Raw genomic sequence first — 25,594 nt, 5'->3', positions numbered from 1 at the left:
AGTGGAACCGGTAGGTATGTCGTTCTCGTCTACCGCGTGGGTTCCACCCGTACACAGGACACTGGTACATGGTTCGATACGCGGTTCGGTAGGCGCACACAGGACGTGCGGCGCATGGAGGAGGCATCGGTGGCGGGCGAGTCCCCCGACAGGTCGAAGCAGCGCGAGTCGTCGGAAGAACCGACGTCGGGGAGCGCGGGTCCGGTTCCCGAGGCCAGGGCCGGGGCGAGCGAGCCGCGTGATCCGCGGCTGGCGGTGGCGCGGGAGGACGCGAAGTCCTCGGCGTCCGCCGGGCCCCGCGGGGGCGTCGACACGGCGACGCGGGTGCTGTCGGTTCCCGAGGCGGAGGCCGAGGCCGACGGCGACGGCGACGGCGACGGCGACGGCGAGGACACGGGCGCCGCCGCCGACGCCGACGCGGAGGACTCCACCGGGGATGGTCCCTCCGGGACATCCGATACGTCCGACGCCCCGGACGCGGCCGAGGGCGGGCCCACCGGCAAGAGCGACGGGCGGCTGCGGGAAGTCGTCGCGGCCTGGGTGGCCACCGCGGACGAGCGGGCCGCCGCGAACGAGCGGCCCGGCGACGCGGAAGCCGAGACCGACGCCTCCACCGGGGACACGCCGGACGCGGGGGCCGGGCAGGAGAGCGGCGGTGCCACGGACGCCGGTACGGACTCCGCGGAGCCGGACGCCGACGCCCCGGACGAGGCCTCACGGCCCTCCGGGAAGCCCGGCACCGACGCCCCCAAGGGCAGGAGCACCACCGACGCGGGCCCCGAGGAACCGGCGGGTGACGCTCCGCGGGCCTCCGGGAAGGCCGACGCGCGGGACAAGTCCCCGGAAGACGGCGAGGACGGCGAGGACGGCGACACCGACGCGGGCCCCGAGGGCGGCCGTGCGGCCGTTGCGGCGGCCCCTGGGAAGCGCGGGGACGGCGAGTCCGGCACGGGTTCCGACGACCGCGGCGGGCCCGGCGACGACTCCGACGCGGACACCGACGCCCGCCCGGACGACCCCAGCGCCTCCGGCGACGGAGCCGACACCGACACCGACGGCGACGCACGCCCCGCCTCCGACGACGGCCCCGACGCGGACGCGGACGAAGACGGCTCCGCCGAAGGTGGGAAGCGGTCCGTCGATCAGCCCACCGCCGTTTTCAAGGCGCCCCGGCCCCCCGCCGAGCGCCCCGTCGATCAGCCGACGACCACGCTGAAGGTCGGCGGTGCCGCGAGGTCCGGCGAGGCCCCCGCCGAGCGGACCAGCAAGTTCGTCGCGCTGCGGCAGCCGGACGACCCGGCGACACGCAAGCCGCCGCAGGCTCCGCCGCCGCCCCCCGGGGCGCCGCAGGCGTTGCGTACCGGGGCCGTCGCCGAAGTGCCGCAGGCCGGGGCCGAGCTGACCAGGCAGCAACCGCTGCCGCCGAAGCCGCCGCTGGACCTGCTGGCGGAGCTGACCAACACCCCGCCTCCCCCGGAGACCCCGCTGCGCACGGCGGTGCGCCGGGTCAAGATCTGGACGCCGCTGGTCGTCCTGCTGGTGATCGTCCTGGGCATCGTGCAGTCCATGCGCGCGCTGCCCGCGCCGGAACTCGACCTCACGGCGCAGGACAGCTTCACCTTCGGGGGCGGCAAGCCCGAGATCCCGTGGCCGTCCGGCGGACAGGCCGCGCTCGACGTGCAGGGCATCGGCTCGTTCGGTTCGTCCGGCGACCAGAAGCCCGTGCCGATCGCGAGTGTCGCCAAGGTCATGACCGCCTACGTCGTGCTGCGCGACCACCCCCTCAAGAGCGGCGCCGACGGCCCGAAGATCAAGATCGACCAGGCGGCGGAGGACCAGTCGGACGCCGGCCAGGAGTCGACGGTCAAGGTGACCGCGGGCGACTCGATCAGCCAGCGGGAGGCCCTGGACGCCATCCTGATCGCATCCGCGAACAACGTGGCGCGGCTGCTGGCCCGCTGGGACGCGGGGTCCGAGAAGGCGTTCGTGGAGAAGATGAACGCCGCCGCCGAGGACCTCGGCATGGCCAACACGACGTACACCGACCCGTCCGGTCTGAACAACACGACGGTGAGCACGGCCGTGGACCAGGTCAAGCTGGCCAAGGCGGCAATGAAGTCGGTCGCCTTCCGCGAGGTCGCCCAGAAGATGTCGTACGACGACTACAAGGGCGTCAACCACTCCAACTGGAACCACCTCGTCGGTCACAACAACGTCGTCGGCATCAAGACCGGCACCACCACCTCCGCCCTCGGCAACCTCGTCTTCGCGGCGACCAAGGACGTCGACGGCGAGACCAGGACCATCGTCGGTGCCGTGGTGCGGCAGCCGGCGGGCGGCTCGGACAACACCATCCTCGCCGCCGCGCTGGAGTCCAGCGACAGGCTGATCCGGTCCGCGCAGGACGCCCTGGAGTCGTCGACGATCCTGAAGAAGGGCAGCGTCGTCGGGTACGTCGACGACCGCCTCGGCGGCCGTACGCCGGTCGTCACCACGCAGGACGTCAAGGCCGTCGGCTGGGCGGGGCTGACCGTGAAGCTGACGTTCGAGGCGGACGAGGTGCCGCACACGGCGAAGGCCGGTACCAAGGTCGGCGCGCTCACCGTCGGCGACGGCGGCACCAGCGGCGCGGTGAAGGTGCCGGTCGCCCTGCGGGACGAACTCGTCGAGCCGGGCCTCACGGCCAAGCTGACCCGCCTGGGGTGACACCGGTCGGGACCGCCGCCCCGCGCCCCCGCGACCACCGGCCGCGGGGGCGTTCGCGTCCCGGGCGGCCGGCCCGAGAGGCGCGGGGGCCGCGGCGGGCGGCGAAAGGGAAAGGCCCCGGCGCGGGCCTGCGTGCTAGCGTCACGAAACGGGGCAGGTCGCCGGTCGCGGGAACGGGACACGGCCCGAAGCAGAAGACGGGACACGGGGAGTGCCTTCAGGTGGCCACTGCGGAGCCGACACGCGCCGACGACGCCGATCCGGGGACGGGAGCCGGTCCGCGGCCACGCGTGCCCGCGCCCCGCGGGGACGACGGGGAGAGCGCGGACGGCGGGCGGGCCGGCCGGGATCCGGCGGACGGCGGCCGTGAGCCGGAGGGTGCCGGGCGGAAGGCGCCGTCCGCGGTGAACGCCGTCCTCCTGGCCGTGCGCGAGCGCATGCTGCGCCACCCCGTGCTGTCCGTGACCGCCCTGGCCGGGGCCCTCCACGTCGTCTGGTTCTTCACGTTCGCGAACAGTGGCGGCGACCTCGCCGCGCAGGACGCGTGGGCGGAGTTCGTCGGCCGGCACCCGGACTCGGCGTACAACCTCGCCTGGTACGGCGGCATGCATCCGGTGTCGTACAGCGTGGTCTCGCCGTATCTGATGTCGGTGCTCGGCGTGCGGACGACGATGATGATCGCGGGCACGGTGTCGGCCGGGCTGCTGACGGTGATCCTGATCCGCGGCCGGGTGGTCCGCAATCCGCTGTGGGCCTCGCTCGCGGGCCTGTTCGCGCTGCTGGGCAACGCGGCGTCGGGGCGGGTGACGTTCGGCCTCGGCATGATGTTCGGTCTCGGCGCGGTCGCCGCGGTGTTCTGCTGGCCCCACCGCTGGCGGCACGAGCGCTGGGCCAAGGGGCTCTGCGCGGCGCCGCTGGCCGCGCTGTCCACCATGGCCTCGCCGGTCTCGGGTCTGTTCGTGGGCCTGGTGGCGGTGGCCCTGTTCCTCCAGAAGCGCCGTCCGGGCGCCTGGTCGCTCGGGCTGGCCCCGGCGGTGGTGGTCGCACTGTCGGCCTGGCTGTTCCCGTTCTCCGGCACCCAGCCGATGTCCTTCGGCTCGGCCTCCCTGCCGATCCTGTACGCGGGCCTGGTGTACGTCTTCGTGCCGCGCACCTGGCGGACCGTGCGGATCACGTCGGCGGTCTACGGCCTGTCCGTGCTGCTGGTGTGGGTGATCAGCTCGCAGATCGGCTCCAACATCACGCGCCTCGCGATGCTCTTCGCCGGGGTGGCGCTGGTGGCCGCGCTGCCGTTCACGGTGCCGAGGTCGCGCAAGTGGTACGCGCTCGTGGCCGCGATCGCCGGCTTCGTGGTCTGGATCGGCTTCAAGTCGGCCGACAACGTCATCCACACCACGCCGGCCGCGTCCTGGGCGCGCGAGCTGGCGCCGCTGGTCAACGAACTCCAGGAGGTCGGCGCCGAGCGGGGCCGGGTGGAGGTCGTGCCCGCCCGCTCCCACCGGGAGGCGTCGGCGCTCGCGCCGTACGTGAACCTGGCCCGGGGCTGGAACCGCCAGGCCGACATGGAGCGCAACCCCCTCTTCTACGACGACACGCTCAACTCGGCGAACTACCACGAGTGGCTGCGCCGCTGGGCCGTGCACTTCGTCGTGCTGCCCAAGGGCGAGCCGGACGGCGACGGCGGTGAGCGGGAGCGGGAGCTGGTGCAGCGGGGTCTGCCGTATCTGAAGCAGATCTGGGGCGACGCCAACTGGCAGCTCTTCGAGGTGACCAACCCGACGCCGCTGGCGGAGCCCGACGCGGTCGTCCAGCGTGCCGAGCAGGGCGAGTGGACGATCGACGTGAAGCAGCCGGGCCGCATCCTGGTCCGGGTGCCGTACTCGCCGTGGCTGAGCCTCGTCGACGCCGAGGGCAACAAGCTGCAACCGCCCCAGGAGACGGAGACCTCCAAGAACAGCCCGGAGGGCACACCGAAGACGTACGACAACGTCCACGGCTGTGTGACGGAGGCGGAGGAGACCGCCGACGGCGACAAGTGGACGCTGCTGGTCGCCCCCGTGGAGGGTACGTACCGGCTGGCGGCGCCGTACGGGCTGCAGCGCGGGACGCCGTGCCCGCAGGAGCTGAGGTAGCCGGCGCGCGGCGGCTCCCCCCTTTCTTCCTCCTTCCTCCCTCTTCCTCCCCCTTCCTCCCCCGGTGAACTGCCGTTCATGTAGGTGAACCAAGGTCAGCAAGTCGAACCTTTTTACCCCCTCTTGACTTCCCTCTTCCTTGTCGTGCCCACGTCGACGCAACCACGATGAGCGGGCGCTTCGCGGCCTGCCTCGCCCCTACCCCGCTCGTGCGAAGTGCCAACCGGTTGAGCGGAGTTCACAAGGCGGACCCCGGAAGGGGGGCACATGAACGGTCTCGACTGGTCCGTGCTCATCGGCTACTTCGCCGTCATGGTGGCGATCGGCGTCTGGTCGCACAAGCGCGTGGAGAACGTCGGCGACTTCTTCACGGCCGGGGGCCGGATGCCCTGGTGGCTGTCCGGCATCTCGCACCACATGTCGGGCTACAGCGCGGTGATGTTCACCGGGTACGCGGGCATCGCCTACACCTACGGCGTCACGTCCTTCGTGACCTGGTCCTTCCCCATCGCACTCGGCATCGCCATCGGCTCCAGGCTGTTCGCGCCGCGCATCAACCGGCTGCGCTCGCGGCTGCACGTGGCCTCGCCGCTGGAGTATCTGAAGAACCGGTACAACCTGCCCACCCAGCAGGCCCTCGCCTGGTCCGGCATGCTGCTGAAGATCGTGGACGTGGCCGCGAAGTGGGCGGCCATCGCCACGCTCCTGGCGGTCTTCACCGGCATCAGCCTCAACCAGGGCATCCTGATCACCGGCGTCATCACCGGCATCTACTGCACGATCGGCGGCCTGTGGGCGGACGCGCTGACCGAACTGGGCCAGTTCGTCATCCAGTTGCTCGCCGGGGTCGCGATGTTCGTGGCCGTGGCCATGCGACTCGGCGACCACGGCGGCTTCCTCGGCGCCTGGGACGAGCCCGCCCTCCACGGCCACGGCAAGCCGCTGGTCGGCCCGTACGGGACGGTGTTCCTGCTCGCCTTCCTGTTCATCAAGCTCTTCGAGTACAACGGCGGCATGCTCAACCAGGCCCAGCGCTATATGGCCACGAGCAACGCCCGTGAGGCCACGCGGTCGGCGCGGCTGTCGGCGGTGCTGTGGCTGGTGTGGCCGGTGGTGCTGTTCTTCCCGATGTGGATGTCGCCGCTGCTGGTCGAGTCGCAGAAGGCGGACGGGTCCGACTCCTACGCGCTGCTGACCGAGCAGTTGCTGCCGCACGGGCTGCTGGGCCTGGTCGTCGTCGGCTTCTTCTCGCACACCATGGCCATGTGCTCCTCCGACGCCAACGCGATCGCGGCGGTGTTCACCCGTGACGTGGCGCCGGTGCTGTCCTCGCGGGCGCGGGCCTGGGGGCAGCGGTCCGGGCTGCTGGCGGCGCGGCTGACGACGGTGGTCTTCCTCGGGCTCTCGATGGCGGTGGCGACGCAGGTCGACTCGCCGGCGTTCAAGGACATCATCACCGTCGTCATCAAGTGGGTCGCCGGTCTGATGGGGCCGATCGCGATCCCGATGATGCTCGGTCTGCTGCGGCCCTTCCGCCGCTCGGGCCCGACGGCCGCGCTCACCAGCTGGGCGCTGGGCCTGCTCGCCTTCTGGCTGGTCAACTACCCGATCAGCCGACACGTGGCGGGCGGGGTGCCGCTGGAGTACCAGGTCTCCATCCCGCTGGCCGTGTCGCTGGTCCTGTACGTCCTGGTCGGTTTCCTGAAACCGGAGGACACCCCGGAGCGGCTCGCGATCATCGAGCGGGTCAACACGGACGACGACGCCTGCGGCGCGGCGGCCGCGGTCCCGGCGCCCGCGGGCGGGGTGGAGGACGCGGTGGGCTCAGCCTGACTGCTGGATGCGGATCTGGTTGCCCGCGGGGTCGCGGAACGCGCAGTCGCGCACGCCGTACGGCTGCTCGGTCGGCTCCTGGACGATCTCGGCGTCGCCGGCCCGCAGCTTCTCGAAGGTGCCGTCGAGGTCCTTGGTGGCCAGGAGGAGCCAGCCGTAGGTGCCCTTGGCCATCATCTCGGCGATGGTGCGGCGCTCGGCGTCGGTGATGCCGGGGTCGGCGGCGGGCGGCGCGAGGAGCAGCGAGGTGTCCGGCTGGTCCGGGGGCCCGACCGTGATCCAGCGCATCCTGCCGTTGCCCACGTCCTGGCGGACCTCGAAGCCGAGCACGTCGCGGTAGAAGGCGAGGGACGCGTCCGGGTCGTCGTGCGGGAGGACGGTGGTGTGAATGCTGATGTGCATACCGGTCACACTAGCCGCGCCCCCGGACCCCGTCGCCTCCCGCGCCGCGCCCCCTATGCCCTCGGGTAGCGGGTCAGCCAGGCCGGGGAGGAGCCCGCCGGGCCGTGGAGCGCGGGGCCCTGGGTCATCTCCATGGCGAAGTCGTCGGCCAGTTCCAGCATCGTCGGGCGGCCCTCCAGCTCGGTCAGCCAGGCCGGCGGCAGGGCCGTCTCGCCGTGCAGGGCGCCGAGCAGGCCGCCCGTCAGGGCCCCGGTCGCGGCGGAGGGGCCGCCGTGGTTGACGGCGAGCCGCAGCCCGTGCCGTACGTCCTCGCCGACGAGCGCGCAGTACACGGCGGCGGCGACCAGTGACCCCGCCGTCCCCTCGCCGATCAGCTCGCTCACCCGCGCCGGGCCCGGCAGCCCTTGGCGCACCGCGTCCAGCGCGTGGCCCAGGGCGTCGGTCACGGGCTCGTGCCCCTGGCGGGCCGCCAGCAGCGCCAGTGCCCGCCGCACGGCGGCGTCCAGATTCTCGCCGCGCGCCAGCCCGTGCACGATCACCGCGTACGCGCTCGCCGCCAGGTATCCGCCGGGGTGGCCGTGGGTCTGCGCCGCGCACTCCACGGCGAGCTGGGCGACCAGTTGCGGCTCCCAGCCGACCAGGAGCCCGAACGGCGCCGAGCGGGCGGCGGCCTCGGGACCGCGCTCACCGGGGTTCTTGGGCACCTCCGGCGTACCCATCGTCTCGTCGCCGAGCCCGACCAGCAGCCCGCGCGGGGCGTCGCGGCGGGCGTACAGCCACTCCTCGCGGGCCAGCCAGCCGTCGTCCTTGCGCCGCAGGTCGGGCCCCCAGTCGCGCTGGGTTGCGGCCCAGCGCCGGTACGCCCGGTGCAGGTCGGTCGGTGGGTGCCAGGCGCCGGTGTCCCGCCGTACCTGCGCGCGGATCAGCCCGTCCACGGAGAACAGCGTGAGCTGGGTGAGGTGGGTGACGGCACCGCGCCGGCCGTGGGCGGCGGCCAGGTCGGTCAGGCCCTCCGCGCCGTGCGCCTCCCGGATGCCGTCCAGGTCCAGCCCGTCGACGGGGGCGCCGAGCGCGTCCCCGACGGCCACGCCGAGCAGCGTCCCGCGCACCCGGCTGCGGAAGTCCTGCTGCTCGGCCCGCCCCCAGACGGCACCGGCTGTCGCGCCCACCTGGACCTCCCCTCGGCACCGTCCGTACATACGACGTCCAGCACTTTATTCGAACGCAGGTGGTCGGTTCAGGGCCGAATCGGGCCGGAGCGGTGTGGAAAGGTTCACGGCCGGGCGGAACGGCGTGATCACGATCCGCGAACCGGGCCACCCCGGGGCTCCGGTCCTGGGAACATCCCTGTCATGTCCAACACCCCTCGCACCCCTCGCATCCCTCGCACCTTCCCCCTCGCGGCCACCGTGCTGACCGCCACCCTCGCCCTCTACATCGCGCTCGTCGCCTTCGGGAACATCACCGATTTCGGCACCAACCAGGACTTCGTGCGTCATGTCCTCGCGATGGACACGACGTTCAAGGACGACGACCTGATGTGGCGGGCGATCACGAGCAAGGGCCTTCAGGACGCCGCGTACGTCGCGATCATCGTCTGGGAGACGGTCTCCGCACTCGTGCTGATCTACGCGACCTGGCTCTGGATACGGCGGGACCACGAAGCCGCCCGGCGCATGACCACCTACGGCACGCTCATGCTCATGCTGCTCTTCGGCGCCGGGTTCATCGCGATCGGCGGAGAGTGGTTCGCGATGTGGCAGTCCGGCGACTGGAACGGGCTGGACGCGGCCACCCGGGTCTTCCTGCTCAGCGCGGTCGTGCTGATCGTCGCGCACCTGCCCGTCGCAGAGGGCGGGGTCAGCCGACGACCGTGACCTTGGTGCCGGCCGTCGCGAACGCCCAGACCGCCGTGCCGTCGGCCTTGTGCAGCCGTATGCCGCCCGTCTTCACACCGGAGGCGGGCGGCGGGGGCGAGGAGCCGTCGACGGCGTTGGAGAAGGCCACCGAGACGCCGTCCTCCAGGGCGAAGTAGACGATCCGCTCGATCCGCACGCCGTCGGACCCGGTCGTGGCCCCCTCGGTGCGGGTGCCGACCGTGTAGCTGCCCGGGGCGGGACTGACCGTGCCCGGCCACACCGTGAACGTCCGCCGCGCGGCGTCGCTGGCGTCGACCAGCCAGACCCGCTTCTGCCCCAGCGAGTACACGATGCGCCGCCCGGTGCCGGAATCCGCCGGCACCGGGGCAGGACCGGTCTCCTTGGGCGTCGGGTGCGCGTCCGCCGACACGGAGGGGCTCGGGTCGGCGGCCACCGCGGTGGGGTGGGGGCCCCGGTCCGCCTGCACGGCCAGGACGGTCACCGCCGCGATCGCCCCCACGGTCAGTCCGGAGACCCAGGCCCATGAGGGAAGCAGGGCTGGCACGGGCACGCATCTCCTCAGCTACAGGAACCCCGATGCACCGGGGGCCCGATCATCGTACTGCGAGCGGCCCGTGCCCCTGTCCCGGTCCTGCTCCCTGTCCCGGTCCGGCCCCGCCCGGTCCGGCCCGCGAGTCAGTCCAGCACCGGCAGCAGCTCCGGCAGGTGCCCGTCCGACTCCCGCGCCGCCCGCCTGCGCTCGTCCGGCACCGGCCCGTACAGCGTGGTGCGGGGCTTCGCCGGGCGGCCCGCCGCCTCCGCGACCGCGATCAGGTCCTTGACCGACTTGTACGACCCGTAGGACGAGCCCGCCATGCGGGAGATCGTCTCCTCCATGAGGGTGCCGCCGAGGTCGTTCGCGCCGGAGCGGAGCATCTCCGCCGCGCCCTCCGTGCCCAGCTTCACCCAGCTCGTCTGGATGTTGGGGATGTGCGGGTGCAGCAGCAGGCGGGCCATCGCCGTGACCGCGCGGTTGTCCCGCATGGAGGGTCCGGGGCGCGCGATGCCGGCCAGGTAGACCGGCGCGTTGGTGTGGATGAAGGGCAGCGTCACGAACTCCGTGAAGCCGCCCGTGCGCTGCTGGATGCCGGCCAGGGTGCGCAGATGGCCCAGCCAGTGGCGGGGCTGGTCGACGTGGCCGTACATCATCGTGGACGAGGAGCGGATGCCCAGTTCGTGGGCGGTCTCGATCACCTCGATCCAGGTCGCCGTCGGCAGCTTGCCCTTGGTCAGGATCCAGCGGACCTCGTCGTCGAGGATCTCCGCCGCCGTGCCGGGGACGGAGTCCAGGCCCGCCTCCTTCGCCGCGCCCAGCCACTCGCGGATCGACATCCCGGTGCGGGTCGCGCCGTTGACGACCTCCATCGGGGAGAAGGCGTGCACGTGCATGCCGGGGACGCGTTCCTTGACCGCCCTCGCGATGTCGAAGTACGCCGTGCCCGGCAGGTCCGGGTGGATGCCGCCCTGCATGCAGACCTCGACCGCGCCCACGTCCCAGGCCTGTTGGGCGCGGTCGGCGACCTGGTCCAGGGAGAGGGTGTAGGCGTCGGCGTCCGTGCGGCGCTGGGCGAAGGCGCAGAAGCGGCAGCCGGTGTAGCAGACGTTGGTGAAGTTGATGTTCCGGGTGACGATGTACGTCACGTCGTCGCCGTTCACCGACTTGCGGAACGTCGTCGGCCACCTGGCACAGCGCGTCCAGCGCCGGTCCCTCGGCGTGCAGCAGCGCCAGCGCCTCGCCGTCCGTCAGCTTCGTGGGGTCGTCGGCTGCCGTGGCGAGGGCCTGGCGTACGTCGGTGTCGATGCGCTCCGGTGCCATGCCGGGGGCGGCTGCCTCGCGCAGGGCGCCCCAGTCGCCGTACACCTCGTCGAAGTCCTCGCGCCGGTCCGAGGTACGGCCCTCGGTGTCGATGGCCGTGTGCAGGTCGGTGCGGCCGGTGGCGGTGAACGCCTCGTCCGGCTCCTGCCACGGGTGCCCCTCGACCACGGCGTCCTCGCGGGCCAGGCCCGTGGCCGGGTCGGCGAGGGCCGCCACGTGCGGGCGCAGGCGCGGGTCGAGCCAGGGTTCGCCGCGCCGGACGAACTCCGGGTACACGCACAGACGTTCCCGCAGCTCGAAGCCGGCCGCCCGGGACTTCTCGGCGAGTTCGTCGATCTGCGGCCAGGGCCGCTCGGGGTTGACGTGGTCGATGGTGAGCGGCGAGACCCCGCCCCAGTCGTCGACGCCGGCGCCGATCAGCCGCTCGTACTCCGCGTCCACCAGGTTCGGCGGGGCCTGGATGCAGGCGGCGGGGCCCATGATGTGCCGCGCGACGGCCACCGTGGCGACCAGTTCGTCCAGTTCCGCGTCGGGCATGCCGCGCATCGCCGTGTCCGGCTTGGCGCGGAAGTTCTGGATGATCAGTTCCTGGACGCCGTGGTAGGCGCGGGAGACCTTGCGCAGGGCGAAGAGGGACTCCGCGCGCTCCTCGTGGTTCTCGCCGATGCCGATGAGGATGCCGGAGGTGAAGGGGACCGAGGAGCGGCCGGCGTCCTCCAGGACGCGCAGCCGTACGGCCGGTTCCTTGTCCGGGGAGCCGTGGTGCGGGCCGCCGGGCTCGGACCACAGGCGGGTCGCGGTGGTCTCCAGCATCATGCCCATCGACGGCGCGACCGGCTTGAGGCGCTGGAAGTCGGTCCAGCTCAGCACGCCCGGGTTGAGGTGCGGGAGCAGGCCCGTCTCCTCCAGGACGCGGATCGAGATGGCACGCACGTAGGCGATCGTGTCGTCGTAGCCGTGCGCGTCGAGCCACTCGCGCGCCTCGGGCCAGCGGTCCTCGGGCTTGTCGCCGAGGGTGATCAGCGCCTCCTTGCAGCCGAGGGCGGCGCCGCGCCGGGCGATGTCGAGGACCTCGTCGGGCGACATGAACATCCCGTGGCCCGCCCGGCGCAGCTTGCCGGGGACGGTGACGAAGGTGCAGTAGTGGCACTTGTCCCGGCACAGCCGGGTCAGCGGGATGAAGACGCTCTTCGAGTACGTGATGACACCGGGGCGCCCGGCCGCCCGAAGGCCCGCGTCCCGGACCCGGGCGGCGGACGCGGTGAGCGCGTCGAGGTGCTCGCCGCGCGCCTGGAGCAGCACCGCGGCCTCGGACACGTCGAGGGCGACGCCGTCCCGCGCGCGTTTGAGGGCGCGACGCAGGGAGTTCTCGGTGGGGCCCGTCGGGCCGGTTCCGGAGGTCGCGGAAGTCGTCATCCTTCGAGCATACGAGCGCCATGATCGGGGCGCGGCGCCCGTCCGCGGACGCGAGCGCGCGGTCGGCCCGCTCTCAATCCCCCGAACCCCTTTCCTTGCACGGGAGTTCACGACTCGGTACGAGGGTTGCACGCACCATCCGGCGCCACCCGTGTCAGATCACTCACGCCACCTTGGGAGCGGCAGCATGTGCGAGGACGACCACACCGGGATCGGCAGGCGCGCGGTGTTCGTGACGGGAGCCGCCGCCGCGCTCACCCTGGGCGGCGTGGGCTTCGCCCCGGCGGCGCCCCGGGAGCGGCGGACCGAGGCGGTGCGCGGCACCCTGCCGGCCGGCTCGCCCGACTTCGTGTACGTCCCCGTCGAAGTCCCGGCCGGCGTCCGGGAGATCCACGTCGCCTACGCCTACGACCGTCCCGCCGTCCCGGCCGGCGCTCAGGGCAACGCCCTCGACATCGGCCTCTTCGACGAGCGCGGCACCGGCCTGGGCGGCCGGGGTTTCCGGGGCTGGTCGGGCGGGGCGCGCACGGAGTTCTTCCTTCGGGCGGACGACGCGAGCCCCGGCTGTCTCCCCGGCCCGGCGCGGGCGGGCACCTGGCATCTCGCGCTCGGCCCGTACACGGTGGCCCCGCAGGGGCCGTCGTACGAGATCACGATCACGCTGACCCACGGCGAGCAGGGCGAGACGGTACGGCCGGTGTATCCGCCCTCCCGGGCCCGGGGGCGGGGGCGTTCCTGGTACCGGGGGGACTGCCCTCCGCACTCCGAGTACGCCGACGGCCGCTGCACCCTCGCCGAGATCGCGGCGCTCGCCCGCGCGGCGGGCCGCTGCCGGGGTCCGGCGCGGGCGTCGTGGAGTGGCGGACGACCGCCTCGTACGCGGCGTACGTACGGGCGGAGTTGCGGCACGAGGCGGCGGCGGGTCCGCTGCCGGGGGCGCCGGCGGCGTTCACCAACCCGGTCTTCCTGGGGCGGTAGCCGGCCGGCCGTCGTCCAGGTCGGCGACGACCGCCGCGTGGTCGGAGGGCCAGACCCCGTGGACGGGGCCGTCACCGGCCCGCCGCACCGCCAGGACCCGGCCGAGTCCGCCGGGTCCCGGCGGGCCCACGTGGATGTAGTCGATCCGCGCGCTGTGCTCGCCGTCCGCGTGCGCCACGTACGGGTTGGCGGTGTCCCAGGTGCCGGACGGCAGTCCCGGTTCCGCGTGGTCCCAGGCGTCGTGGAGCGGCGCCGCGCGCAGCAGGCGGACCTCCGGCGAGTCGGGGCGGGCGTTGAAGTCGCCGGTGACGACGGGCGGGAAGCCGGTGGCGTGCCGCTGCACGGCGACGAAGTGCGCCAGGGCGGCCGACTGCCCGCGGCGTACCGCGCAGGCGCGGGCGCCCGAGGTCAGATGGGTGGTGAAGAAGGGCACCCGGTGGCCGGGCGCGTCCAGCAGGGCGTGGAAGGCCAGCCGCCCGTCGTCCAGTTCGCCCGGCACCGGCAGCCGCAGCACCGCCCGCTCCACGACCGGCCAGCGGCTGAGCACCGCGACGCCGATGCCGACGCTGTCGTCGCCGATCCGCCGCTGCCAGCGCTCGGGCGCGGGAGAGGGCGCCCAGGCCCAGTGCAGGCCGAGTTCACCGGCCAGCCACTCGGCCAGGTTCTCCCCGTCGTCGACGGCCCACACCTCCTGGAGGCCGACGGCATCGGGCCGCAGCTCCCGCAGCACGTCGAGGATGGCTCCACGCCGGCCGGGCCACGGGCCGAACCGCCACCACAGATTCCAGGTCACGACCCGCACGCCCGCACCACCCGTCTCCCGACCGCACTTGCACCCCGCCCTCCAGAGGTTTTCCGGGGAACATGGGAGACACACACGACGGGAGAGTGAACGAACAATGTCGCAGTCGCCCCACCCCGAGAAGCGGACACCGCCCGAGGAGACGCCCGGGACGCCGCCCGAGAAGGCGCCCGAGAAGCCGTACGAGAGGAAGTACCGGACCGTCACCGCCTTCCAGCGCCGTCTCAACGCGGTCATGCGCCGCCTGCCCGGCCAGACGCTCCTGGAGACCACCGGCCGCGTCTCCGGACTCCCCCGCCGCACTCCGGTGGGCGGGCGCCGGGAGGGGGACTCCTTCTGGCTGGTGTCCGAATTCGGCGAACGCTCGCAGTACGTCCGCAACATCCGGACCGACCCGCGCGTACGGGTGCGCCTGCGGGGCCGCTGGCACCCGGGAACGGCCCATCTCCTGCCCGACGACGACCCGGCCGCGCGCCTGCGCAGCCTGCCCCGGTTCAACAGCCTGGCGGTACGGACGATGGGCGCGGGGACGGGGCTGCTGACGGTACGGGTGGACCTGGAGGGGTAAGGGAGCAGGTGAGGAACCTGTGATCGGCGTCTCCCACGGCTGACGTGGTCGGCATGAGCAAGGCAAACTGGCGTGGTTGCTCAGGATGTCTAGGGGGACGGCATGGACGGTGTACCGCGGGTTCCGGAGCAGCGGCATCCCGGATCCCCGGCAGAACCGGAGAGGTCGGCCGCGCTGCGCTTCGGCGTACTGGGGCCGGTGCGTGCCTGGCGCGGGGACGAGCCACTGGCCACCGGCTCCCCACAGCAGCGCGCGCTGCTGGCCGCCCTGCTGCTGCGCGAGGGCCGTACGGCCACGGCGGCCGAACTGATCGACGCCCTGTGGGGCGAGAAACCGCCGTCGCAGGCGCTGGCGGCGCTGCGGACGTACGCGTCACGGCTGCGGAAGATCCTGGACCCCGGGGTCCTGGTGAGCGAGTCGGGCGGGTACGCCCTGCGCGGCCTCGCCGACGGGGCGTCGGACCTCGCGACGGCCAGGGAGCTGGCCGCCCAGGCCGAGCGGGCGCGCAACGCCGGGGACCTGTGCCACGCCCGTGACCTGCTGCGGCGGGCGCTGGCGCGGTGGGACGGCGAGGCACTGGCCGGGGTCCCGGGGCCGTACGCCGAGGCGCAGCGGGTCCGGCTGGAGGAGTGGCGGCTCCAACTCCTGGAGACCTGCCTGGACATGGACCTGGAGCAGGGCTGCCACGCGGAGGCCGTCTCGGAACTCACCGCGCTCACGGCGGCGCACCCGCTGCGGGAGCGGTTGCGCGAGCTGCTGATGCTGGCGCTGTACCGCAGCGGGCGCCAGGCGGAGGCCCTCGCGGTCTACGCGGACACCCGGCGCCTGCTGGCCGACGAGCTGGGCGTCGACCCGCGCCCCGGCCTCCAGGAACTCCAGCAGCGCATCCTGCGGGCCGACCCGGGCCTCGCCGAGCCGACGGAGCCGGCCACGGGGGCGGCGCCCGCCCCGGTCCGCCCGGCCCAGCTTCCGGCGACGGTCCCGGACTTCACGGGACGCGCCTCCCTCGTGCGCGAGCTGAGCGGCATCCTGGCCTCGGCCGCCGGGCAGGAGGACGCGGGCCGCGTGATGGCGGTCTCCGCCCTCGCGGGCATCGGCGGCGTCGGCAAGACCACCCTCGCGGTGCACGTCGCCCACCGGGCGCGGGCCGCCTTCCCGGACGGGCAGCTCTACGTCGACCTCCAGGGCGCGGGGGCGCGGGCGGCGGAGCCGGAGACGGTACTGGGCGCCTTCCTGCGCGCGCTGGGCACGGCGGAGTCGGCCGTCCCGGACTCCCTGGAGGAGCGGGCCGCCCTGTACCGCTCCGTGCTGGACGGCCGCCGCGTCCTGGTCCTCCTCGACAACGCCCGCGACGCCGCGCAGGTGCGCCCGCTGCTGCCCGGCACGGAGGGCTGCGCCGCGCTGGTGACGGCACGGGTCAGGATGGTGGACCTCGCCGGGGCGCATCTGGTCGACCTGGACGTGATGTCGCCCGAGGAGGCGCTGGTCCTGTTCACGAGGATCGTGGGCGAGGAGCGGGTGGCCTCGGAGCGGCAGGCCGCACTGGACGTGGTGGCGGCGTGCGGCTTCCTGCCGCTGGCGATCCGCATCGCGGCGTCCCGGCTCGCGGCCCGCCGCACCTGGACGGTCTCGGTCCTCGCCGCCAAGCTGGCCGACGAGCGCCGCCGCCTGGACGAGCTGCAGGCCGGCGACCTGGCGGTCGAGGCCACCTTCGAGCTGGGCTACGGGCAGTTGGAGAGGGCGCAGGCACGGGCGTTCCGGCTGCTGGGACTGGCCGACGGCCCGGACATCTCGCTGGCCGCCGCGGCGGCGGTGCTGGACCTGCCGGCGCGGGACACGGAGGACCTGCTGGAGTCCCTGGTGGACACCTCGCTGCTCGAATCGGCGGCGCCCGGCCGCTACCGCTTCCACGACCTCGTCCGCCTCTACGCGCGTGCCTGCGCGGAACGGGACGAGCATCCGCCGAGCGAGCGGGGGGCCGCGCTGTCGCGGCTGCTGGACTTCCATCTGGCCACGGCGGCGGGCATCTACGCGATGGAGCGCCCCGGGGACCGGCTGGTGGACCACCTCGAACCGACCCGGCACGAGGGTCTGCGGTTCACCGAGGGGACCGCGGCCCTGGACTGGCTCTACACCGAGGGAGAGTCCCTGCTGGCCTCGGTGCGGCAGTCCGTGGGCACGGACCGGCTGCGGCGCGGAGTGGATCTCCTGTGGGCCGCCAAGGACCTGGCCGAGTCGGGCGCCAACGCGCGTCAGTACGAGGCCACCGCGAGCGCGGTGTGCGAGGCGGCCCGGGCCGCGGGGGACACCCGTACGGAGGGCCGGGCGCGGGCGACCCTCACCAACGTCCTTCTCGTGTCCGGCCGCATCCACCGGGCGGAGCAGGAGGCGAGGCTCGCCATGGACCGGGCCGCCGCCGCGCGGGATGTCGCCGCGGGCAGTTGGGCCGCCAACGACCGCGGGCTCATCTCGCTGCACCAGCACCGGTACGCGGACGGCAAGGTCTTCTTCGACCAGGCCATCCGGGGCTTCAGCGAGGCGGGCAACCGGGCGGGCGAGGCGACGACGTCCTTCAACCTGTCGCGTGCCCACCTGGCCATGGGCAACATCGGCAAGGCGGTCGACATCGCGCGCGACGGGCTCACCCTGCTCGCGGAGCTGGGCCGGACGATGCGCCTGGCCAACGGCCACTACGCCCTCGGCGTGGCGCTCACCGAGGCCGGACGGCACACCGAGGCCCTCGGCCAGTTCAACGACGCGCTGACCGTCTTCGTGGACCATCGCCAGCGGCTGTGGGAGGGGACCACCCACTTCCGGATCGCCGGGGCGCATGCGGCGGCCGGGCGCCCGGCCCGAGCGGCCCAGCACGCCGAACAGGCCCTCGCCATCGGGTGCATCGGCGGCGACCGCATGCGCGGCACCGTCCTCACCCTGCTCGGACGCTCGCTCGCCACACTGGGGCAGGCGGACCGGGCGCGGGCCTGCTGGCGCGAGGCGCTCAAGCTCTACGAGGAGACCTGCGCGCCCGAGGCCGACGACGTACGCGCCCTGCTGACGCCCGCGGGCGCGGCCTGAGCGGGCCGGCGCCGCGCGGGGGCGGCGGCGTTCAGCGTTCGTTTATCTCCCTCCGCAATGCTTCCCATCGCCAGGCCGTCGCGTCGGGGGGCAGACGGTCACCTGGGGAGCCGGCCGAGTCAGTGTCCGGCTCCGAACGCCCGTCCGGCGGCCCTCGGGGGAGTTTCCGGGCGGGCGTTCCGCATCCGACCTCGTAGTTGCAGAGGAGCACGAACCGATGAGCGAGCAGAAGGCGACGCCCGTCAAGCCGCAGGACAACCAGATGCCGGCGCCGCCGGCCGGGGACGGGGCCGTCACCGCGCAGGACAACCAGATGCCCGCCCCGCCGGCCAAGGACGGGGCCGTCACCACGAGGGACAACCAGATGCCCACCCCGCCGGCCCCGGACCGGGACGGCGAGTAGACCCTTTTCCCACACGGGGATCGGCCGCGGCGGCGCGGAGGGGAGCCGCCGCGGCCGACGTGTGTCCGCGCGCCCGGCCCGCTCTCACGTCGTGCGGGACGTCCCCGTGCCCTTCTCCGCGTCCAGCGCGTACACGCAGCGGTCCTTGCTGCACGCGTACACGATGCCGTCGCGCACGACCGGGGCGCCGGTGATCTCGCCGCCGGTCGCCAGCTTCCAGCGCAGCCGGCCGTCGTCGGCCTTGAGGGTGTACAGGAGGTGGTCCGTGGAGCCGAAGTGGATGCGGCCCTCGGCGACCGCGGGCGCGCCCACGATGTCGCCGCCCGCCTGGAAGCGCCACTTGGGCGTGCCGGTGACCGCGTCCAGGGTGTACAGGCCCTTGCCGCTGCCCACGTGGACGTGGCCGGCGGCCACCAGGACGGGGTCGGTGGAGGAGCGGGCCTCGGTCGCGATGCGCCAGCGGTCGCGGCCGTCGGTGGCGTCGAGGGCGTAGACCGTGCCGAGGTAGTCGGCCAGGTAGACGCCGCCGCCGGTCACCGCGGGGCCGGGCACGAAGGTGGGCGCGGCGAGGAAGACTGCTGGGGCCTCGAAGTGCCAGCGGACGTGCCCGGAGGCGACCTCAAGGGCGAGGACCCGGGTGCCGGCGGCGACGTACACGTAGCCGTCGGGTGCCTGGGTGACGCGGACCGGGACCCCGCCGCAGGAGGCGGCGTCGCCGATCGGGTACGACCATCTCTCGTCGCCGGTACGGGCGTCCAGGGCGCGCAGCCGGGCGTCCTGCCAGACGTACACGGTGCCGTCGTGGACCGCGGCGCCCGCCTCCGCGGACTCGAAGTCGGTCTGGGCGCCGGTGATCTCCCACAGCTTCTGGCCGCCCGAGGCCTCCCAGGCCTGTACGCCGCCGCCGCGGGTGGCGGTGACGACCGTGCCCCGGTCGGCCTGGAGCGAGTACACCCAGGCGTCCGTCTGCAGCCGCCAGAGGTCGGCGCCCTCGCGGGCGTCCAGGGCGAAGAGGGTGGGTCCGTCGGAGGCGTGGATACGGCCGTCCGCGACCGCCATCGACCAGGCCACGTCCCGGGTCTTGAAGCGGCGGCGTCCGGTGCCCACGTCCAGGGCGTGCACCTCGAAGGAGGTGACGTAGACGAGGTCGCCGGCGACCCGGGGCGTGCCCCAGACATCGTTGGACATGCGAAAGCGCCAGGGGCGCCAGCCGGCCGGCGAGGCCTCCGGGGGCGCGGGCGCGGCGGCCGGTAGGGCGGGGTCGGCGCCGTTGACGCCGGTGCGCGGCCGGGACCAGGACGCGGCGAGGGCGGACTCCGGCGGGGGCGCGGCGACGGCGGCCGAGCGCATGTCGGCGACGCGCGGGCCGGGGCCGATGGGCACCGCCGCGCCGGCCAGCCGGACCGGGCCGGCGTCGGGCCCGACGGGCGCGGGCACGGCCGGTCCGTGCGCGGGCGGCGCCGGTACGACGGGGTCGTGTGCGGGCGGGGGCGGCAGCGGGGGCGCGTGGCGGGCCCCGGCCGGGCCCGCCCCGCGGCCGCCGGCCGTCGTGGCGGGTCTGGCCGGCGGGCGGCCGTTGCGGCGTCCCTCGATCAGGCCCACCGCGCTCTCGGGCAGCCACGCCGACGCCGTACCGCTGTCGTCGGAGCCCGAGCCGAAGAGGTGCGGGGCGAGCTGGGACTGGAGGTCGGCGGGGTTGGGGCGGCCGGTGGCCTCCATCTGCATGCAGGACTCGATGAGCGGGCGCAGCTCGTCAGGGAGGCCTTCGAGGTCGGGGCCCTCGCGCAGCAGCATGAAGACCGTCTCGACCGGGTTGGCCCCGTGGAAGGGCGGGTGCCCGGTGGCGGCGAAGACCAGCATGGAGCCGAGCGAGAACACGTCGCTCGCGCCGGTGACGCTGCGGGAGTCCTTCGCCTGCTCCGGCGACATGTAGGCGGGGGTGCCGACGGCGACGTTGGTCATCGTCAGGCGGGTGTTCGAGACACCGGAGGCGATGCCGAAGTCGATCACCCGGGGGCCGTCCTCGACGACGAGGACGTTGGAGGGTTTCAGGTCGCGGTGGACCAGGCCGGCGCCGTGGATCGACTGGAGCGCCTCCGCGACGCCCGCGGCCAGCCAGCGCACCGCCTGGGCCGGCAGCGGCCCGCACTCGTTCACTATCTCCTCGAGGGAGGGCGCGGGCACATAGGCCGTGGCCAGCCACGGCACCGCGGCGCGCGGGTCGGCGTCGACCACCGCGGCCGTGTAGAAGCCCGAGACCGCGCGGGCCGCCTCCACCTCGCGCGTGAACCGCACGCGGAACAACTGGTCCTCGGCCAGTTCCGTGCGCACCGTCTTGATCGCCACGCGCCGCCCGGACGCCGAGCGCGCGAGATAGACCAGCCCCATGCCGCCGGCCCCGAGCCGGCCCAGCACCTCGAACGGCCCGATCCGCCGCGGATCGTGCTGCGTCAGCTGATCCACCACTTGCCTGCCACCTCCCCGTACGAGCCGCGCCACCCACATATGTACGCGACCGAAGTGCAGCGTCTCACCACCGCCCGTCCGTGGCGCCACGCACCCCGATTCTTCCTGTCCGAGGCGCCGGTGGCGAACCTGGGGACAATCAGGGTGTCTCCCCTCATCCCGGGCGCTTCAGTCCTGTGCACGCCGCTCTGTTCAGCGTTGGAGCAGCGCGAACGACGCTCCCTGGCCGTCCGAGACCACGGCCACCCGCCCGTACGACGTCTCGAACGGCGGTACCCGCACCCGTCCGCCGAGCCGGGCCACCGCCCCGAGCGCGGCCTCGCGGTCCTCGACCAGGAAGTGGACGAGGAAGTGCGGCGGCATCTCGGCGGGGAAGACGTCGCGGACCGCGGCGCGGCCGAAGTCGGGCGCGGCGTCCGGGCCGAAGAGGGCGTCGTGGAAGAGGTCGCCGTAGAAGGCGTTGGCGGCCTCGGTGTCCCGGGTGTACAGCTCGGCCCAGGCGAAGGTGCCCGGCGCGGGCCGGCGTCCGAAGCCGGTGAAGCCGGCGGGTTCGTCCGGGTCCGCTGCGGCGCCCGGCTGCCACAGGGCGAGGACGGCGCCCTGGGGATCGGCGACGAGGGCGGCCGTGCCGAGGGCGCCGACCGGGTGCGGCGGGGTGACGACCTGGCCGCCGCCCGCCCGGATCCGCTCGGCCAGCGCGCCGGCGTCCGGGGTGTGGAAGTACACGGACCACACCGTCGGCATCCGTCCGTCCCTCTTGCGGACCAGCGCGGCGACGGGCTCACCGTCCAGGCACGCCCGTACGGTCTCCGCCGCCGTCCCCTCGCCGGCCGGCTCGAAGGTCCAGCCGAACAGCCCGCCGTAGAAGCGCTTGCCCGCCTCCAGGTCGGGAAGCTGCGCGTCCACCCAGCAGGGGACGCCCTCCGGGCGGGCGGACGCCCTCTTCTCGGATGCCCCGTTTTCGGCCATGCCGCCAACGTAACCGCGCCGCCCGCACCGCGCAGACCAGGCACACCGGCCCCGCTCCGCCCCCGCACCCCATTTGCAGTCGGCCGAATCGCGCTCAGATCACCCGTCGGTAAGCTGACGGCATGACAGGACAAGTGCGTACCGTTGACGGCCGCGTGGCCGGTCGACGTGGGCAGGCGACCCGGCAGAAACTGCTCGACTGCCTCAGCGAAATGCTCAGCTCCTCTCCCTATCGCGATGTCAAAGTCATCGATGTCGCCCGCCGGGCGGGCACCTCGCCCGCGACCTTCTACCAGTACTTTCCGGACGTCGAGGGTGCCGTCCTGGAACTCGCCGAGCACATGGCCGCCGAGAGTTCCGGGCTGGCCGAGCTGACGGCGGGCCGTTCGTGGGTCGGCAAGGCCGGCTGGCAGACGGCGCAGGAACTCGTCGACGGATTCCTGGAGTTCTGGCGGCGCAACGACGCGATCCTGCGCGTCGTCGACCTGGGCGCGGCCGAGGGCGACAAACGGTTCTCCAAGATCCGGATGAAGGTCCTGAACTCGGTGAACTCCCCGCTCACGGACGCCGTCGCCGAACTGCAGGCCAAGGGCAGGGTCGACAAGGACGTGAACCCCGCGGCGATCGCCGGTTCCCTGGTCGTCATGCTCGCGGCCGCCGCCTCGCACCAGAAGGGGTTCTCCTCGTGGGGCGTCAAGCAGGCCGAACTCAAGCCCCATCTGGCCCTGTTGACATATCTGGGCATCACCGGCAAGAAGCCCACCAGGTAACTCCCCGAGCAGCAGCGGCACTCCCCCGCGACAGCCTGTCATCGCCGCTCGCGCCGCCGTGTCCACAGCCACCCCCCTCCAGCCCCTCAGCCACCCGCCGGCCGCCCGCTCGAACTCGGCGCCCGTGTCCCGGCCCCCGGCCCCCGGCCGCACCGACACGACGACCAGCGCCTCGAAGTTCAGCCCCGCGGCGGCCCGCCGCCGGGAACACCCGCCCGCCCGGCCGATGTTGTGTTCCGCACCTGTGCCCGCACCCGCTGGAGGAGACCGCGATGGCCCTGAACCGTGAAGAGCGTGAGAAATTCCTGGCCGAGCCCCACGTCGCCGCGCTCGCGGTCGACGCGGGAGCCGGCCGCGCCCCGCTGTCCGTGCCGATCTGGTACCAGTACGAAGCCGGCGGCGACGTATGGATCATGACCGGGCTCGACAGCCGCAAGAACCGGCTGATCACCGAGGCCGGCCGGTTCACCCTGCTGGTCGACCGGCTGGAGCCCACCATCCGGTACGTGTCCGTGGAGGGGCCGGTCGTCGGGACGACCGCCGCCACCGAGGCGCATCTGCGGGAGATCTCCGCCCGCTACCTCCCCGCCGAGAAGGTCGAGGGATACATCGCCTTCGCCTCGGCGAACCACGGCGATCAGGTCGTCGTCCGCATGCGCCCCGAGCACTGGGTCTCCTCCGACCTCGGCTCGCTGTGAGCGCCGGGCCCCGTCGCCCGTGACAATCGGGGCATGGGAACCGATCTCCACGAACTGCTGAGGTCGCTGCGGGTGTGGGACCCCGCGGTCACCGAACTGCCGCCCCTCGACCCGGCCACGGCGCCCGCCGACCCGCTGGAGCTGTTCACCCGCTGGTTCGCCGACGCGGTGGCCGCCGGGCAGAGCGAGCCGCACACGATGTCACTGGCGACGACGGACGCGCGGGGCCTGCCGGACGCGCGTGTCGTGATGCTGCACGGCGCGGACACGGACGGCTGGGCCTTCGCCACGCACGCCGACAGCCGCAAGGGCGGCCAACTCGCCGCCCGCCCCTACGCCGCGCTCGTCTTCTACTGGCCGGTGCTGGGCCGCCAGGTGCGCCTGCGCGGCCCGGTCGCCGCCGCCCCGGCCGAGGAGTCCCGGGCCGACCTGCGCGCGCACTCCACCGGCGCCCTGGCCGCCGCCCTCACCGGCCGGCAGAGCGCGGAGCTGGCGTCGTCGGACGAGCTGACCCGCGCCTCCGAGGCCGCCTGGACCCGGGCCCGCCGGGAGCCGGACGCGCCCGTCCCGTCCTGGACGCTGTACCGACTGCGCCCGCAGGAGGTGGAGTTCTTCCAGGGCGACCCCGACCGCCGCCACGTACGCCTTGCCTACCGGCGCGCCGGGGACGACGCCTGGCGGACGGGCCTGCTGTGGCCGTGAGCGGCGCTCGCCCCGCGCTCACCGCCCGTCCGGCGCCGCCGGTTCCGCGTCCGTCGCCAGTCGCGCGTGCAGGTGTACGTCGCGGAACGCGTCGTGCCGGCCGGCCTCGAACATCGCCTCGCGCAGGGTGCCCTCGGCCAGGTAGCCGGAGCGCTCGGCGACCCGGCAGGAGACCTGGTGCGTCACCGCGTGGCCCAGTTCCAGTCGGTGCAGCCCGAGTTCCGCGAAGGCCCAGCGCGAGGCGAGCCGCAGGGCGCGGGTGGCGACGCCGCGGCCCCGGGCGTCGGGGAGCACCCAGTAGCCGACCCGCGCGACCTTCATCTCCCGGCTGATCTCGTTGACGCCGATGTGCCCGAGCGTCGTACCGCTCTCGTCGTCCGTGATCCGGAGGGACACCGACTTGCCGGCCGCCGCGTCCCGGGCCCGTGCGCGCAGCGACTCGCGGGCCCCGACGAGGTCGGTCCACCGCCTGAGCGGCGTGTTCCAGCGCTGGAACTCGGGGTCCAGACAGCCCCGCAGCCAGGTCGCCACGTCGGCGTCGGAACCGGCGTCCCAGGCGCGAAGGCGCAGGCCGTCGCCGCGGGGCTCGGTGAGGGCGGGGTCGAGGGTGCGCACAGGTGTATGGGCCATCCGGCCATTCAACCCGACGTCGGCAGTCGTGACCGATCCGCAACCGATTTCGGCCTTGACCGAGACCCATCAAGCGTGAGTGAGATTACGCTCGCCGCATGGTCGACTCCACCGCGTCCGCTGAACCGCCGTCCGCACCCGCAACGGACCACCCCGTGTACGTCATAGGCGCCGGGCCCGGCGGCCTCGCCGTCGCCCACGCGCTGCGCGCGCGGGGCCTGCGGGCCGTCGTGCTGGAACGGGCCGACCACGTCGGCGCCTCCTGGCGGCGCCACTACGACCGGCTCCGCCTGCACACCACCCGCCGTCTCTCGGCGCTGCCCGGCCTGCCGATGCCGCGCCGCTTCGGGCGGTGGGTGGCCAGGGACGACGTGGTGCGGTATCTGGAGAAGTACGCCGAGCACCACCAGCTGGAGATCGTCACCGGTGTCGAGGTCTTCCGCGTCGAGCGCGCGCCCGACGGCGCCGGCTGGCTGCTGCACGCCTCCGGGGGCCGTGAGCTGACCGGCGCCGCGGTCGTGGTCGCCACCGGCCACAACCACACCCCGCGCGTGCCGGACTGGCCCGGCCGGGACACGTACACCGGGGAGTTCCGGCACGCCGCCGAGTACCGCGACGCGGGCCCCTATGCGGGCCGTGACGTCCTGGTCGTCGGTGTCGGCAACACCGGCGCGGAGATCGCCGTGGACCTGGTGGAGGGCGGGGCCGCGCGGGTGCGGCTGTCGGTGCGCACCCCGCCCCACATCGTGCGCCGCTCGACCGCCGGGTGGGCCGCCCAGTACAACGGCGTCCTCATCCGGCGGCTGCCGGTCGGCCTGGTCGACCGGATGGCCCGGCCGCTGGCCAGAATCAGCGTGCCCGACCTGTCGGCCCACGGGCTGCCGCGTCCCGGCGCCGGGCTCTACAGCCGGGCGAGGCAGGGCGCCATCCCGGTGCAGGACGTTGGTCTGATCGACGCGGTGCGCGAGGGGCGGGTGGAGATCGTGGCCGCCATGGAGGGCTTCGAGGACGGCAAGGTGCTCCTCGCCGACGGCACCCGCGCCGCCCCGGACGCGGTGATCGCGGCCACCGGCTACCGGCGGGGCCTGGAGGGTCTGGTCGGCCACCTCGGCGTGCTGGACGCCTCGGGCAGGCCGCTCACCCACGGCGCCCGCACCCCGGCCGACGCCCCCGGCCTCTACTTCACCGGCTTCACCAACCCCATCAGCGGCATGCTCCGCGAACTGGCGCTCGACGCGGTACGCATCGCCGGGGCGATCACGAAACGCGGGGGCGACCGGGTCGCACGGCTGCCGCGCTGAGGGGGCCC

19 protein-coding genes and 2 pseudogenes are annotated in these 25,594 nt (G+C 73.9%); 13 read left to right on the top strand and 8 right to left on the bottom strand.

What is annotated here, in order from left to right; all coding sequences use genetic code 11:
• Positions 1 to 114: 114 nt before the first annotated feature.
• From AC4IHM_RS19135 to AC4IHM_RS19125, 3 genes are all read left to right on the top strand, one after another.
• Positions 115 to 2,706, top strand: coding sequence for a D-alanyl-D-alanine carboxypeptidase (locus tag AC4IHM_RS19135; protein ID WP_490868230.1), 2,592 nt, complete (start codon positions 115 to 117; stop codon positions 2,704 to 2,706).
• Positions 2,707 to 2,927: 221 nt separating this feature from the next.
• Entirely contained in the window at positions 2,928 to 4,838 is a 1,911-nt protein-coding gene (locus AC4IHM_RS19130; protein ID WP_490868229.1) for a DUF8823 domain-containing protein, read from the top strand.
• A gap of 267 nt (positions 4,839 to 5,105) precedes the next feature.
• A complete protein-coding gene (locus AC4IHM_RS19125) occupies positions 5,106 to 6,671 on the top strand; it encodes a sodium:solute symporter family protein (RefSeq protein WP_490868228.1) in 1,566 nt (521 codons plus the stop codon).
• Here AC4IHM_RS19125 and AC4IHM_RS19120 read toward each other — a convergent pair.
• Entirely contained in the window at positions 6,663 to 7,073 is a 411-nt protein-coding gene (locus tag AC4IHM_RS19120) for a VOC family protein (protein WP_490868227.1), read from the bottom strand. The genes AC4IHM_RS19125 and AC4IHM_RS19120 overlap by 9 nt on opposite strands.
• Before the next feature lie 53 nt (positions 7,074 to 7,126).
• Positions 7,127 to 8,242 (bottom strand): ADP-ribosylglycohydrolase family protein, encoded by a 1,116-nt coding sequence (locus AC4IHM_RS19115; protein ID WP_490868226.1) that lies wholly within the window; start codon positions 8,240 to 8,242, stop codon positions 7,127 to 7,129.
• 183 nt (positions 8,243 to 8,425) lie between these two features.
• Here AC4IHM_RS19115 and AC4IHM_RS19110 point away from each other — a divergent pair, with 183 nt between their 5' ends.
• On the top strand, positions 8,426 to 8,950 hold the full coding sequence (locus AC4IHM_RS19110; protein WP_490868225.1) for a DUF2165 domain-containing protein: 525 nt from the start codon (positions 8,426 to 8,428) through the stop codon (positions 8,948 to 8,950).
• Here AC4IHM_RS19110 and AC4IHM_RS19105 read toward each other — a convergent pair.
• Complete coding sequence (locus tag AC4IHM_RS19105; protein WP_490868224.1) at positions 8,934 to 9,497, bottom strand: hypothetical protein; 564 nt, start codon at positions 9,495 to 9,497, stop codon at positions 8,934 to 8,936. The genes AC4IHM_RS19110 and AC4IHM_RS19105 overlap by 17 nt on opposite strands.
• A gap of 131 nt (positions 9,498 to 9,628) precedes the next feature.
• Positions 9,629 to 12,224, bottom strand: a pseudogene (locus AC4IHM_RS19100) (bifunctional FO biosynthesis protein CofGH).
• Positions 12,225 to 12,411: 187 nt separating this feature from the next.
• On the opposite strand from AC4IHM_RS19100, the pseudogene AC4IHM_RS19095 reads away from it, so the two are divergent.
• Together AC4IHM_RS19095 and AC4IHM_RS19090 are read left to right on the top strand one after the other, a co-directional pair.
• Positions 12,412 to 13,050, top strand: a pseudogene (locus tag AC4IHM_RS19095) (CehA/McbA family metallohydrolase); the annotation flags it as partial.
• Positions 13,051 to 13,076: 26 nt separating this feature from the next.
• Entirely contained in the window at positions 13,077 to 13,202 is a 126-nt protein-coding gene (locus AC4IHM_RS19090) for a hypothetical protein (protein WP_490868223.1), read from the top strand.
• Here AC4IHM_RS19090 and AC4IHM_RS19085 read toward each other — a convergent pair.
• Positions 13,174 to 14,004, bottom strand: coding sequence for an endonuclease/exonuclease/phosphatase family protein (locus AC4IHM_RS19085; protein ID WP_490868222.1), 831 nt, complete (start codon positions 14,002 to 14,004; stop codon positions 13,174 to 13,176). The genes AC4IHM_RS19090 and AC4IHM_RS19085 overlap by 29 nt on opposite strands.
• 97 nt (positions 14,005 to 14,101) lie before the next feature.
• On the opposite strand from AC4IHM_RS19085, the gene AC4IHM_RS19080 reads away from it, so the two are divergent.
• From AC4IHM_RS19080 to afsS, 3 genes are all read left to right on the top strand, one after another.
• Complete coding sequence (locus tag AC4IHM_RS19080; RefSeq protein ID WP_490868221.1) at positions 14,102 to 14,572, top strand: nitroreductase family deazaflavin-dependent oxidoreductase; 471 nt, start codon at positions 14,102 to 14,104, stop codon at positions 14,570 to 14,572.
• A gap of 102 nt (positions 14,573 to 14,674) precedes the next feature.
• On the top strand, positions 14,675 to 17,647 hold the full coding sequence (gene afsR, locus AC4IHM_RS19075; RefSeq protein WP_490868220.1) for an SARP-family global regulator AfsR: 2,973 nt from the start codon (positions 14,675 to 14,677) through the stop codon (positions 17,645 to 17,647).
• A 217-nt stretch (positions 17,648 to 17,864) separates the two neighbouring features.
• Positions 17,865 to 18,050, top strand: coding sequence for a regulatory protein AfsS (afsS, locus tag AC4IHM_RS19070; RefSeq protein ID WP_490868219.1), 186 nt, complete (start codon positions 17,865 to 17,867; stop codon positions 18,048 to 18,050).
• A gap of 84 nt (positions 18,051 to 18,134) precedes the next feature.
• On the opposite strand, the gene afsK is transcribed toward afsS, so the two are convergent.
• Positions 18,135 to 20,516, bottom strand: coding sequence for a protein serine/threonine kinase AfsK (gene afsK / locus AC4IHM_RS19065; protein WP_490868218.1), 2,382 nt, complete (start codon positions 20,514 to 20,516; stop codon positions 18,135 to 18,137).
• Positions 20,517 to 20,708: 192 nt separating this feature from the next.
• A complete protein-coding gene (gene kbpA, locus AC4IHM_RS19060) occupies positions 20,709 to 21,485 on the bottom strand; it encodes an AfsK-binding protein KbpA (RefSeq protein WP_490868217.1) in 777 nt (258 codons plus the stop codon).
• Positions 21,486 to 21,619: 134 nt separating this feature from the next.
• Between kbpA and AC4IHM_RS19055 the strand changes: the two genes are divergently transcribed.
• From AC4IHM_RS19055 to AC4IHM_RS19045, 3 genes are all read left to right on the top strand, one after another.
• Positions 21,620 to 22,255, top strand: a complete 636-nt coding sequence (locus AC4IHM_RS19055) for a TetR family transcriptional regulator (protein WP_490870870.1) — start codon at positions 21,620 to 21,622, stop codon at positions 22,253 to 22,255.
• Between the two features lie 272 nt (positions 22,256 to 22,527).
• Positions 22,528 to 22,953, top strand: a complete 426-nt coding sequence (locus AC4IHM_RS19050) for a pyridoxamine 5'-phosphate oxidase family protein (RefSeq protein WP_490868216.1) — start codon at positions 22,528 to 22,530, stop codon at positions 22,951 to 22,953.
• Positions 22,954 to 22,986: 33 nt separating this feature from the next.
• Entirely contained in the window at positions 22,987 to 23,655 is a 669-nt protein-coding gene (locus AC4IHM_RS19045) for a pyridoxine/pyridoxamine 5'-phosphate oxidase (RefSeq protein ID WP_490868215.1), read from the top strand.
• 18 nt (positions 23,656 to 23,673) lie between these two features.
• On the opposite strand, the gene AC4IHM_RS19040 is transcribed toward AC4IHM_RS19045, so the two are convergent.
• Entirely contained in the window at positions 23,674 to 24,285 is a 612-nt protein-coding gene (locus tag AC4IHM_RS19040; RefSeq protein ID WP_490868214.1) for a GNAT family N-acetyltransferase, read from the bottom strand.
• Positions 24,286 to 24,383: 98 nt separating this feature from the next.
• On the opposite strand from AC4IHM_RS19040, the gene AC4IHM_RS19035 reads away from it, so the two are divergent.
• A complete protein-coding gene (locus tag AC4IHM_RS19035; RefSeq protein WP_490868213.1) occupies positions 24,384 to 25,586 on the top strand; it encodes a flavin-containing monooxygenase in 1,203 nt (400 codons plus the stop codon).
• Positions 25,587 to 25,594 lie beyond the last annotated feature (8 nt).

This window comes from Streptomyces sp. SL06 (genome assembly GCF_058244745.1).
Note: the sequence above shows the minus strand (reverse complement) of the source record. Positions and strands in the feature narration are given on the sequence as shown.